The organism is Xanthobacter sp. DMC47, from assembly GCF_056313845.1.
The window spans coordinates 2,284,338-2,296,845 of the sequence record NZ_JBQUZM010000001.1; the positions used below are offsets into that span (position 1 = coordinate 2,284,338).

Consider the following 12,508-nt stretch of genomic DNA (forward strand, 5'->3'; position numbering starts at 1 on the left):
CCTACGCGCCTGCGGCGGGTCAGCCGGCCATCAACTGCTGCACGATGAGGCGGTCCACATAATGCGGGCCGTCGAAGACGAAGACCTCGAAGCCCTCATATGCCTTTAGCTGTGGCAGCAACTCCGCCGCTGTCGCGGCGCGGAAGGAGCCGTCGCCGGAAGGCCGGAAGGCTTCGGCGATGATCTTGAAGCGGCGGGCGCCGAGACGTTGCGAGATCACCTGCGCATAGCGGCGGGCCGCCTCCGGCGCGCGGGTGTAGATGCCGCAGCCGTCCTGGAAGAACAGCCCCACGTCGCGCGGCAGCCAGAGCTCGATCCAGTCGGCCAGCGCCTCCGGGCCGACGTTGGAATTGTCGTAGCAGCTCACCCACAGCGGGCGCGGAATGGGGGCGAGGGCCTCGCGCATCCGCCCCACATCCTTCCAGGTGGGGTCGGCCTCAACCGGGAAATAGAAGCCGGCCGGGCGGAACGGCAGCTTCTGCCGCGCCACCTTGGCCGACAGGGCGCCAAGCTCCACCACGTTCGCGCGAGCCCTGGGCTCGGAGAAATCGCCGGCGAGGCCGGCGATGATCTGGCTGGCCCATGGCTCGCGGGCGATGCGCTTCCAGTTGGGCGCGTCGGCAATGAGCTTGAGGCCGAGCTTCGGCAGCGGCACGAAGGCGGTGCCGTCGGCCACCAGCCATTGCACCAGCAGGCTCCTCGCGCCGATGAAATCCCAGTCGCCGCGGGGATCGAGCGCACCGCCATGGACCTGCCAGACGATGCCGTCGATGAGCCCGCCGGCACGGCGGTCGCGCGCGCCCAGCGCAAGGTCCAGACCCAGAAGGCCCGTGCCCGCGGCGGCAGCACCGAGGCCGAGCGCGGCGCGGCGGCTCAGCCGCGCCATGACGCGTCTTGAGGGAAAATGCGCCACGGGCACCCCGCTCGGTCAGAGGTCGCCCGCACGGACGTTGCCAGCCCGCACTTGGCTCGCCCGGACGTTGTCAGCCCGGACTTGGCCCGGCCGGAGGCCGTCAGGCCGGCTTTGCCGGGCGCGCCGAGGATCATACCGGCGCGAGCGACGCGGCGACGCGGCGTTCCTGCTCGCGGATCGTGGCGCGCAGGGCTTCCTCCGTCACCACGCCGGAACGCACAAGATATTCGCCGATCCGGCCATCCTCGTCGGGGTGGTAGTTCTCCATGGCGGCCTCGAAGGCTTCGCGCCGCATCAGCCCCTTCTCCAGCAGCAAGTCGCCGAGCAGCGGCGGCGACTTCTGGCCGTCCGCGGTGCCGGTCACGCCGCGCAGCAGGCGCAGGCCGTCGTTGATCTCGCTCTCGCGGGCGATGCGCTGGAGCGGCTCGTCGCCGATGGCGCGGCGCAGCTCTTCCATCGCCTTGTCGCCCAGGGGCGAGGGCACCGCGACGATCAGGCGGCCGCGGGGATCGCGCCCGATGGGCAGCACGCGCCGCCGCACCATCAGGTCGATGGGGAGCAGATCGTTGAACTGGCGCACCATCGCCTCGGTAACGGTCGTCCGCGGCAGGTTGGACTGGAAGGCCATGGCCTCCGCCAGGGTCTCCTCGTCGAGCCAGCCGCGCGAGACCAGGATGCGTCCGAGAGGTTGCTGACGCTCGGCCTGCAGGGCCAGGGCCTCCTCCACATGCTCCGGCAGAACCGCCTGCCAGGTGAGCAGAAGCTCGCCCAGGCGCTGGCGCTGCTGGCCAAGCTCCAGCTGGTCCGGGAAGTCGTGGGCGGTCTTGTCCCACACGATCTTCCGGCCGAAGAAGAGATGGCCGAGAAACAGCTTCCACGCCCGAACGGTGGCAGCGAAGTTGACGAAGTTGGACATGACCACGCGCGGAACGGACATCAGTCCCTGTTCCCAGCCATACACGTTGGCCACGAAGTAGAACCGTTGCACCAGCCGTAGCCCGAACGCCACGGCGTTGCCGGTCAGCACTGCCAGCAGCCACGTCTCGGTGGCGAAGATGGAGGGGTAGCGGGCGGGCAGCAGCCCGAGCTTCTCCGCGCCCATGAAGAGGAGGAAGTGCGCGGCGACGACATAGGCCAGCACCGCGACGAGGGAGGTGACGATGCCCTTGCGGTCGCGGAACAGGAAGTATTTCGTCGCCCAGTTGCCGCGCCAGCCCATGTGTCGCCAGCCCTGGAAGGCGATGCCCAGAGACCAGCGCGCCTTCTGCCGGTAGGAGGTGCGGAACGTATCGGGGAAGAACTCGCGCACGCACAGCGGCATGGAAAGGAGGATTTCCTTCTCCTGGCCGAAGCCGAACAGGCTCTCGCGCTTGACGATGTATTCCACCGGCAGTCGGGCGATGATCGACTGCATGTTCGCCGCATAGAGGCGGGCGCTGATGTCGTAGTCCTCGGTGAGGCTCGCGGTGTTGAACACCTCGCCCGTGCCGTCGGACAGAAGGTGAAGCATCGCCCGGCGGGAGAAGCAGGTGCCCACCCCGGCCGATGGCACCGAGCCGGCGACGCTCTCGCGGACCACGAGGTCCTTGGCGTGCCACTCGGCGAACTCGTCCATGTAGATGCCGGCCACCAGCTCCGACCAGTGGCGCTCCAGCGAGAGCACCGGCACCTGGATCAGATCCTTGCGCGGCAGGAGATAGCTGAAATACCGCAGCTCGAGCGGATGCAGCACGTCCTCGGCATCGTGCAGCACCAGGCCGGCGAACTCGACGCCGGTCATCTGCTCGTGCTGGAAGATGGCGCGCACCACGGCGTTGAGGCAGTCCGCCTTGTTGGTCGGGCCGGGGTTGCGCGTCTCCACCCGCACCAGCTGCTTGTAGCGCCGCCGCATGCGCTCGACCTCGGCGATGGTTTCCGGGTCGTTGGGATAGGTGCCGACGAAGATCGTGTAACGCCGGTAGTCCAGCACGCTCACCATGTTCTCGATCATGGCCGCGATCACGGGGGATTCGAGCCAGGCGGGGATCATGATGGCCAGCGGCTGCTCGTCCTTCTGGTAGAGCATGGCCGGGGTGAGCGGACGGATGAACGGCTCGATGACGAAGCGGCGGTAGATCCGCCGCCCCCAGTACCAGGCATCGATGAACAGGTCGTCGATGGACGAGATCAGGATGATGACCGCCACCACGGCCGCCACGTATTCGACCACGCGGATGTAATCGGCCAGGAGATAGGGCCAGTAGAGTTCCATGGCGGCGGTCCCGATCCGGTCAGTTGCCGCGGCGACGCACTTGCGACGCGCGGATCAGCAGCAGGAAGAACAGGGCGGCGGCGCCGATGCCGAGCGGCAGGCCCCAGTCCGACGAATTCTGCCACAACCGCTGCAGGGTGCCGGCGGCACCGTCGGTGTCGGCGACACGCACCGTGCCCGGTGCCGCTCCGGAGGCGGCAAGCTCGGTCAGGGTGCCCTCGACACCCACCAGGGCCACGTCGCCCTTCGACAGGCGCACGGGCTTGGCCGGCGTCATGGCCACCGGCCCGATGCTCTGCCACAGGATGCCGCGCGCATCGTCGCCGCGCACCGCCTGCACCAGGGCCACGTTCTTGAGGCCGGTGATGTCGAGCAGGCGCGCCTTTTCGTCATTGCCGACGATGAGGCGGTCGCCATCCACCTTGGCCTTCGCCGTCACGCCCTGCACCGGCACGTCGATGGCAAGGAAGCCGCCGGTGGCGCGGAACGGCGTGCCCACGGAGGAGACCTCGAAGGTGCTGGTCCCGGCCGGCATGCCGGCGGCGGCGGCAGCGCGCACCACGCGCGGCAGGCTCGCCTTGGTGGTGGCGAGGTAGCTGTCCGGCACGAGCAGCTTGCCGCCCGAGGCCATGGCCGAGATCACGCCCAGGAAGTCGCCGCCCGGCGCCGCGCCACCCAGCTCGAAATGGCTAGTGGGCAGGACCGAGACCGGAAAGGCCTGGGGCGTCTCGCGGCAGCGGTCGCTCACCGGCTGGCGCTGGAAGGTCACGCGCAAGACGTTGCGGGCCGCCAGTGCATAGGGCGGGACGGCGGCCGAGACGCGCTCGGGATGGCCGGTGGCGTCGAGGCGCTTGGCGGCCAACAGCACGTCGTTGAGGAATACCGCGACCACGGGCTCGGAGGTCGAGGCGCCGGGAGCGGCGGCAACATCGAGGTTCAGCCGGCTCGGCAGGCTCCTGCCGCCCGTGGCGGCGGCGAGGTCGAACGTCACCACCCAGTCGCCGCGGGCGAGCACGTCGAGATTGCCGTCGGTCGGGCCGAGGCTGGACAGCGGCACGGAGGAGGGCTTCTCCGGTCCCACGTCCACGGCGCGGATCATCACCGTGCCGGAGGTCAGCGAGGAGCGCCAGAAGCTGTCGAACAGCTGCGTGGCCTTGCCGCCGGCAGCGCCGCCGACCGCGATCACCGGACGCCCGGCGAGGAATTGCAGGCTCACCTCGTCGGGAGCGATGCTGGCCGACCCGAGGCTCGCCGCCCGGGCGCGCCATTCGGTGAAGGCGGCAGAGGCAGTGCCGAGGCGGGCACCGAGGGCGTCGAGCGCGCCGCGGATGCCGGACAGCAGGGCGACGTCCGCCACCGCCACGTCGGCACCGAGCGGCGAGCCGGGCAGGACCAGCAGCGCGCCGAGTTCGGAGGCATCGCGGATGCGGTAGCTCTTGACGCCGACGAAGCTGGAGAAGGGCGCGACGGCGCGCAGCGAGGCCGGCACGTCCAGATTGGAGAGGTCCACCTCGTCGCCGATGGACGGCAGCGTCTTCACCACGAGGCGCTTGCCCGCGGTCTCGAGGGCGAGGCCGAGCCGCCAGGCGGTGTCGTACGTGTCCCTGGAGAGGGTGCCACCGGCCACCAGCAGCGAGCCCGAGCCGGGCATGCCGCTCCAGGCGGTGGCGAGATTGCGCACCTGTCCGGCGTCATAGCTGTAGGTGAAGCGGGTGCTCGGGCGCAGCTTCAGCACGTTCCCGATGCCGCGCTCATCGGCGCAGAGCGCCTCGCCGATCACCGACGACCAGGCGGTGCCGAAACGCACGAAGCCCGTATCGCGGGGGCGCTCGTCCACGGCGATCGTGGCGCTGGCGCCGCCGTTGTCGCCTTCCAGGCGCCGCGAAAACACGGGCGTGCCGTCCACCGAGAACACCATCGTGGTGCGCCCGCCGTCGCCGCGCAGATACTCGCCTTCGACGGCGATGCTGGCATTCTCCAGCGGCACGCCGGCCGGCACCGGCAGGTAGATGTCGCGCCGCGCATCCATGCCCTGCAGCACCACCGGGCCCTCGATGCCGAGGTCGCCGAGGGTGAAGGACCGCGTGACGCGGGTGTCCGCCGCCCGCTCCTGGATGGCCGAGAGGATCGGGTCCACCGGCGGCACATAGGCCGGCGCCACGTAGACCGGCTGCGGCGCGACGGGGGCCTGCGCGACAGGGACCTGCGCAACCAGCGGCGGTGCCGGGCTGCGCGACTGCGCGGCAGCCGGCCAGGCCGAAAGCAGGCTCACCGGCAGGACGAGCGCAGCGGCCAGGGTCGAGAAGCGCCGGGCGCGAAGGCCACGGGCGGCCCCGCCACGGGCGATGGAGGTGGAAACGTGTCGCATGTCAGTCTCTCACGAGCAGGGCGTCGAGGCCGGCGGGACGCCGAGGAGCGGACGCGGCAGGCGGGGATTGGAGGGGGGAGAATTCCTGCACCGGCCGCCCGCAGATGCAGTCCACGATCCGGCGGCAGGCCTGCCCGTCGCCGTAGGGGTTGATGCGTCCGGCGTAGGCCGCATAGGCCGCCGGGTCGTCGAGAAGGCGGGACACCGCGTTGACGATGGCTGTGCGGCCCGTGCCCACGAGCTGGACCGTTCCGGCGTGGACCGCCTCCGGCCGCTCCGTCACCTCGCGCATGACGAGGACGGGCTTGCCCAGCGCAGGCGCCTCTTCCTGCACGCCGCCGGAATCCGTGAGCACGATGTGCGAGCGCTGCATCAGCCGCTGGAACGGCAGATAGTCGAGCGGCGGCACGAGATGCACGTTGGGCCGGCCGGCGAGCGCCGCCGTCACCGGTCCCTTGACGTTGGGATTGAGGTGGACCGGATAGACGATCTCCACGTCGCCGCGGTCGGCGATCTCGTCCAGCGCCTCGCAGATATTGCGGAATCCGTCGCCGAAATTCTCGCGCCGGTGGCCGGTGACCAGAAGGATGGGCAGGCGCGGATCGAGCTGCGGGAGTTCGGCGTCGATGGTCGCACGCAGGTCCGGATCGGCGTCGAGGCGACGCTGCACGGCCTGGAGCGCGTCGATCACGGTGTTGCCGGTGACGAAGACCTGCCCTTCGAGCTGCTCCGACAGAAGATTGTCGCGCGAGCCGGGGGTGGGCGCGAACAGGAGATCGCAGCACAGATCGGCGATGCGGCGGTTCATTTCCTCCGGGAAGGGCTGGCCGAGATGATAGGTGCGCAGGCCCGCTTCCACATGCCCTACCGGAATGCGGCGATGGAAGGCGGCGAGCGCTGCTGCCATGGCGGTGGTGGTGTCGCCATGGACCAGCACGCGGTCGGGCTTCACGTCCTCCAGCACGCTGTCGAGGGCGGCGAGGGCGCCGCCGGCAAGGCGGTTCAATCCCTGATTGTGGGACATCAGGCCCAGATCGAAGTCGGGCGTGAGGTCGAAGAGGCGGAGAACCTGGTCCAGCATCTCCCGGTGCTGACCCGTGACGCAGACGAGCGACTGGATGGTCGGCTCCCGGCCCAGCGCCCGCACCACCGGCGCCATCTTGATCGCCTCAGGGCGCGTTCCGAAAATCGATAGTATTTTCAATGGTCGCCACCGGTGATTCGATTTCGAATGAACGCGCGCAAGCGTGCTGTCAAGAGCAAGATATACCAGCTCATTTCGCGCAAATGAAAAAGGAGTGAAAGAAAGGTAAACGGCAGCGCTTCGCCGCCGCCCCGGCTGCGCCCCGATTCCCCGTCCCCCTGGTTGCAGAGCAGTCTGCCGCCCGAAGGTTGCAAGAGCTTTAAGCGGGGCGATATTTTTGCACTTTGGGAAGCGGCTACCGCCGCTGGGTCAGGTTCCCTGCCCCCAAGCCTCAGCTCAGCGGGCGGTTCCGGCATCCGCCCGGCCGGCGCCGATGGCGGCCTTCACCAGCGCTTCCGCATCGGCACCGCCCCATTCGGCCGGGCCTGCCAGATACGCCATCTCGCAGCCGTCCCGATCGACAAGGAGGGTGGTGGGCAGGCCGAAGCCGCGCCCCACGCCGCGCAGGGCCTGGAAGGTCTTGGTCGCCGGATCGGCATAGAAGGCGAGGCTGTTCACGCCGATTTCCGAAAGGAAGGCGCGCGGCTTGTCCGGATCGCGGGTATCGAGATTCACCGCCACCACGGCGAAATCCGGCCCGCCGAGCCGCTTCTCCAGATGGTCGAGGGCCGGCATCTCCTTGCGGCAGGGCACGCACCAGGTGGCCCAGAGGTTGAGAAGCACCACACGGCCCTTGAAATCGGCCAGCGTCACCGGCTTGCCCGCGGCGTCGGTGAAGGTGAGGGGCGGCAGGCGGCGCGGCTCGCTCGCCAGCGCGAGGGCGGCAAGCTCGCCCTTGGCGAGGGGCGCGAAGGCCCGCACCCGCTCCACGGTTCCGGTGCAGGCGGGATCGGCGGCGGCGACCGAAGGGGCGGCGGCGGGCACGTTGGCCACGCTCTGGCCCTGCAGCGCATTGCCGGGAAGGCGGTTCATCCCGTATAGGGCGAGCGCGCCGGCCACGGCGCCCGCCAGCGTCGCCAGCGCGACCACGCCGATCGTCCTCACCGCGGAAGAGCGCCTCACCACCGGCGCGCCCGGCCTGGGGCCGGTTGCCGTGTCCTGAGAGTCTGTCGCGCGGCTGTCGTCGGCATTGGTCATCACCGGAGGGTCCGTCATGAGCAACAAGATGTGGGGCGGGCGCTTCAGCACTGCCCCCGACGCCATCATGGAGGAGATCAACGCCTCCATCGGCTTCGACCAGCGTCTTTATGCGCAGGATATCGCCGGTTCAAAGGCGCATGCGGCCATGCTGGCCGCCCAGGGCATCGTGGCGGCGAAAGATGCCCAGAAGATCACCAAGGGTCTAGACACGATCCTGTCAGAGATCGAGGCGGGCAAGTTCTCCTTCCGGCGCGAGCTGGAGGACATCCACATGAACGTGGAATCGCGCCTCGCCGAGCTGATCGGCGCCCCGGCCGGGCGCCTGCACACCGCCCGCTCGCGCAACGACCAGGTGGCCACCGACTTCCGCCTCTACGTGCGCGACACGGTGGACGCCCTCGACGCCCAGCTCGCCGATCTCCAGCGCGCGCTGGCGGAGAAGGCACTGGCTCATGCCGCCACGGTCATGCCCGGCTTCACCCATCTGCAGACCGCCCAGCCGGTGACCTTCGGCCACCATCTGATGGCCTATGTGGAAATGGTGGCGCGCGACCGCAGCCGCTTCGCGGACGCGCGGGCGCGGCTCAACGAATGCCCGCTGGGCTCGGCGGCACTCGCCGGCACCTCCTTCCCCATCGACCGCGAGGCGACGGCGGCGGCGCTCGGCTTCGACCGGCCCACCGCCAACTCGCTCGATGCCGTCTCCGACCGCGATTTCGTGATGGAGACGCTCTCGGCCGCCTCCATCTGCGCAGTCCACCTCTCGCGCTTCGCCGAGGAGGTGGTGATCTGGACCTCACCGTCCTTCGCGCTGGTGAAGCTGTCGGATGCCTTCACCACCGGCTCGTCCATCATGCCGCAGAAGCGCAATCCCGACGCCGCCGAGCTGGTGCGTGCCAAGGCCGGGCGCATCATCGGCGCGCTCACCGGCATCCTCGTGGTCATGAAGGGCCTGCCTCTGGCCTATGCAAAGGACATGCAGGAGGACAAGGAAGGCGCGTTCGACGCCTTCTCGGCCCTCTCGCTCGTCATCGCCGCCAGCGCCGGCATGGTCCGGGACCTCGTGCCCGACGAGAAGCGCATGGCCTCTGCCGCCGGCCAAGGGTATTCCACCGCCACCGACCTCGCCGACTGGCTTGTCCGGGCGCTGAACATTCCGTTCCGCGAGGCGCACCACATCACCGGGCGCATCGTGGCGCTGGCCTCCGACCGCGGCATTGCGCTGCACAAGGTGCCGCTCGAGGACATGCAGGTGGTGGACAAGCGCATCACCGGCGACGTCTTCTCCGTGCTGTCCGTGGTGCGCTCGGTGCGCAGCCGCACCAGCTACGGCGGCACCGCGCCGCAGCGCGTGCGCGCCCAGGCGCGGCGCTGGCTGAAGCGTCTCGGCGCCGCCCCGGACGCGGCCTGATGCCGGCGGGCCACAGCCCCCGGCCACCCCGGGGGCTCGCCTTTGCCGCAGCGCGGGCTATAGTGGCGCCGACCTTGATGCCAATGGCACGGACGAAGATGCGAACCCTTGCGACCCTGATGGCCCTTTGCGGCACCCTCGCCCTCGCGGCGTGCGGGGTGAAGGGTCCGTTGGAGCCCCCGCCGGGCGCCCACGCGGCGCCCCCGCCGCCCAAGCCCGCCACGGCGACGGCCGCCGCGGACGGCGCCGTTCCCTATACCCCGCCCAAGACGGCGGCGGAGTTCAACGAGAGCGCCGTGCCGCACGCCTCCTGGGAAAAGAAGAAGGCGCCGGCCTCCACCAGCAGTTCGGACAAGCTGCTGAAGGGCATCGACCGCCCCGACCAGCCGCTCCTCATCGACGGCCTGCTCTGATCCGCAGGCCGGAAGGCCGCGCCCAACGGCCTTCCGCACAGCAACCCCTCCCTCGCTCCCCGGCGCCCGCCTGACGGCGCCGCCCCGGCCGGCGCGCAGAACGAGCCTTCGACAAGCCGCCCCGATGCACCATTTCGACTATCGCAACGGCCGCCTCCATGCCGAGGACGTGGACCTCACCCCCCTCGCCACCGAGGTGGGCACGCCCTTCTATTGCTATTCCACGGCCACGCTCGAGCGGCACTACCGCGTGTTCATGGAGGCGTTCGCCGGCCGCGACGTGCTTTTGTGCTACGCCCTGAAGGCCAATTCCAACCAGTCGGTCATCTCGACCCTCGCCCGCCTTGGCGCGGGGGCGGACATTGTTTCCGCCGGCGAGCTGATGCGTGCCCGGGCCGCCGGCGTGCCCGGCGAGCGCATCGTCTTCTCCGGCGTCGGCAAGACGCGGGAGGAAATGGGCGAGGCGCTCGACGCCGGCATCCTCTGCTTCAATGTCGAGAGCGAGCCTGAACTCGACGCCCTGTCCGAGGTCGCGCGCGCGAAGGGCGTGACGGCCCCGGTCTCCATCCGCGTCAATCCGGACGTGGACGCAAAGACCCACAAGAAGATCTCCACCGGCAAGTCGGCCACCAAGTTCGGCATCCCCATTTCCCGCGCCCGGGACGTGTACGATTACGCCGCCCGCCTGCCCGGCCTCGCCATATCAGGCGTGGACATGCATATCGGCAGCCAGATCACCGACATGGCGCCGTTCGAGAATGCGGTAACGCTGCTCGCCGAGCTGGCGCGTGACCTCATGGCCGCCGGCCACAAGCTGCACCACATGGACCTCGGCGGCGGACTCGGCGTGCCCTACGCCGCCTCCGACCCGGTGCCGCCCTCTCCCGCCGCCTATGCCGAGGTGGTGGGCCGGGCGCTCGGCGACATCAAGCTGCCGCTGGTGTTCGAGATGGGACGGATGCTGGTGGCCAATGCCGGCATCCTCGTCACCCGCGTGGTCTATGTGAAGAAGGGCGAGGGCAAGACCTTCGTGGTGGTGGACGCCGCCATGAACGATCTCATCCGCCCCACCCTCTACGAGGCCCACCACGACATCGTGCCGGTGGCCGAGCCGGCCGCGAACGCCGCCATGGCGGTGGCCGACGTGGTCGGCCCGGTCTGCGAGACCGGCGATTTCCTTGCCCTCGACCGGCCGCTGCCGGAGGTGAAGCCCGGCGACCTGCTGGCGGTGATGACGGCGGGCGCCTATGGCGCCGTGCAGTCCGGCACCTACAACACCCGCGCCCTCATCCCCGAAGTGCTGGTGCGCGGACCGGAGGCGGCGGTAGTGCGTCCGCGGGTCGAGCCCGCGGCGCTGATCGCGCTTGATCGTCCGGCGCCCTGGCTCTGAACGCCCGAAACACGGCGTAGCGCGAGCGCTTCAGCTCGCCAGCCGGCGCTCGGCGATATAGGCGCGGAGCGCCTCTTCGGTCATGGGGCGGCCGAGATAGAAGCCCTGCACCTCGTCGCAGGAATCGGCCTTCAGGACGGCGAGCTGGCTCTCCGTCTCCACCCCTTCCGCCACCACCTGCATCCCCAGCGCGCGTCCGAGGCCGAGGATGGCCTGCACGATGGCGAGCGCCCCCTTGCTCTGGTCGAGGTCGCCGACGAAGCGGCGGTCGATCTTGAGCGCGTCGAACGGGAAGGTGCGCAGATAGCCGAGGGAGGAATAGCCGGTGCCGAAATCGTCCATGGACAGGCGGACACCGAGCTTCTTCAGCCCTTCGAGGATGTCGAGCGCCTTGTCGGTATTCTCGATCAGCACGCTCTCGGTGATCTCCAGCTCCAGCCGGTGAGCCGGCAGCCGGGTGGCCTTGAGCGCGGATTCCACCGTGCCCACCAGTTCCCCATTGCGGAACTGGACCACGGAGACGTTCACCGAGACATTCAGCTCGGGCAGGCGGGAGATTGTATCGCAGGCCTTGCGCAGCACCCATTCGCCGAGCGGGATCACAAGACCGCTCTTCTCGGCGATGGGCACGAACTCGTCGGGGGCGAGGCGCCCGAGCTGGGGATGGTCCCAGCGGATCAGAGCCTCCACGCCGAGCAGTTCCAGCGTGCGCGCGTCGCAGCGCGGTTGGAACAACAGCACGAACTCATCGGACACGATGGCACGCCGCAGATCGCCTTCCAGCGTCCGGCGCCCGGCCATCTCGTCGTTCATGTCGGCGGCGAAATAGCAGCAGGCACCCGGCCCTTCCTGCTTCGCGCGGTTGAGGGCGAGTTCGGCGCAGTGGATCAGGCTGTCGGGCTCGTGAGCGTCGAGCGGCGCGAGCGCGATGCCCATGTCGGCCTGCGGATAGGCCACCGCGCCGGAGGGCAGCGCCACCGGAACGCTCAGCGCCGCCTGCAACCGACGGTGGAGGCCATCTACCGCCTTCGAATCCGCAAGGCCCGTGGCGATCAGGATGAACTCGTCGGCGCCGACACGGGCCACGAGGTCGTTGTCGCGCACGCAGCGGCGCAGCCGACGCGCGGTCTCGGCGAGGATCAGATCGCCCGAGGCCAGACCGTACATCTCGTTCAGCTGACGGAAATTATCGATGTCGAGCGCCAACACGGCGAGCGTGCGCCGGCCCTCCTGCGGCGAGCTGAGCGCGCCGGCGAGGAACTCCATCATGAGAAGGCGGTTCGGCAGACTGGTTACCGGATCATGCAGCGCAAGATACTCCGATTGCCAGGGGCCTCGCGCTACTGCATTGGCATCGCTCACGATTCACTCTTGCCGATCATTGCAACGGCGTTCCCGGTCCCTGCCACCACGAAGGTGGCCGGGCGGCCTCCGGCGCATCTTTTCCTCCCCCGAACCCCTCCGGCGCTCGTCGTCAC

Annotated in this window: 9 protein-coding genes; 3 read left to right on the top strand and 6 right to left on the bottom strand. The window is 69.5% G+C overall.

Annotated features, from left to right (window positions below; genetic code table 11):
* Positions 1-19 precede the first annotated feature (19 nt).
* From ACT54R_RS10575 to tlpA, 5 genes are all read right to left on the bottom strand, one after another.
* Positions 20-886, bottom strand: coding sequence for an alpha-amylase family protein (locus tag ACT54R_RS10575; protein ID WP_476326027.1), 867 nt, complete (start codon positions 884-886; stop codon positions 20-22).
* Between the two features lie 157 nt (positions 887-1,043).
* Complete coding sequence (locus ACT54R_RS10580) at positions 1,044-3,164, bottom strand: glycosyl transferase family protein (RefSeq protein ID WP_476326029.1); 2,121 nt, start codon at positions 3,162-3,164, stop codon at positions 1,044-1,046.
* A gap of 19 nt (positions 3,165-3,183) precedes the next feature.
* Positions 3,184-5,532, bottom strand: a complete 2,349-nt coding sequence (locus tag ACT54R_RS10585; RefSeq protein ID WP_476326031.1) for a hypothetical protein — start codon at positions 5,530-5,532, stop codon at positions 3,184-3,186.
* A gap of 1 nt (position 5,533) precedes the next feature.
* Positions 5,534-6,691 carry a non-hydrolyzing UDP-N-acetylglucosamine 2-epimerase gene (gene wecB, locus ACT54R_RS10590; RefSeq protein WP_476326033.1) on the bottom strand — a complete coding sequence of 386 codons (1,158 nt, stop codon included), beginning with the start codon at positions 6,689-6,691 and terminating at the stop codon, positions 5,534-5,536.
* Between the two features lie 321 nt (positions 6,692-7,012).
* Positions 7,013-7,813 (bottom strand): thiol:disulfide interchange protein TlpA, encoded by an 801-nt coding sequence (gene tlpA / locus ACT54R_RS10595; protein ID WP_476326035.1) that lies wholly within the window; start codon positions 7,811-7,813, stop codon positions 7,013-7,015.
* A gap of 16 nt (positions 7,814-7,829) precedes the next feature.
* Here tlpA and argH point away from each other — a divergent pair, with 16 nt between their 5' ends.
* From argH to lysA, 3 genes are all read left to right on the top strand, one after another.
* On the top strand, positions 7,830-9,227 hold the full coding sequence (gene argH / locus ACT54R_RS10600; RefSeq protein ID WP_476326037.1) for an argininosuccinate lyase: 1,398 nt from the start codon (positions 7,830-7,832) through the stop codon (positions 9,225-9,227).
* A gap of 98 nt (positions 9,228-9,325) precedes the next feature.
* A complete protein-coding gene (lptM, locus tag ACT54R_RS10605) occupies positions 9,326-9,640 on the top strand; it encodes an LPS translocon maturation chaperone LptM (RefSeq protein WP_476326039.1) in 315 nt (104 codons plus the stop codon).
* A 124-nt stretch (positions 9,641-9,764) separates the two neighbouring features.
* On the top strand, positions 9,765-11,030 hold the full coding sequence (lysA, locus tag ACT54R_RS10610) for a diaminopimelate decarboxylase (protein ID WP_476326041.1): 1,266 nt from the start codon (positions 9,765-9,767) through the stop codon (positions 11,028-11,030).
* Between the two features lie 30 nt (positions 11,031-11,060).
* Here the strand turns inward: lysA and ACT54R_RS10615 are convergent, their stop codons facing one another.
* Positions 11,061-12,392 carry a putative bifunctional diguanylate cyclase/phosphodiesterase gene (locus ACT54R_RS10615; RefSeq protein ID WP_476326043.1) on the bottom strand — a complete coding sequence of 444 codons (1,332 nt, stop codon included), beginning with the start codon at positions 12,390-12,392 and terminating at the stop codon, positions 11,061-11,063.
* Positions 12,393-12,508: the final 116 nt, after the last annotated feature.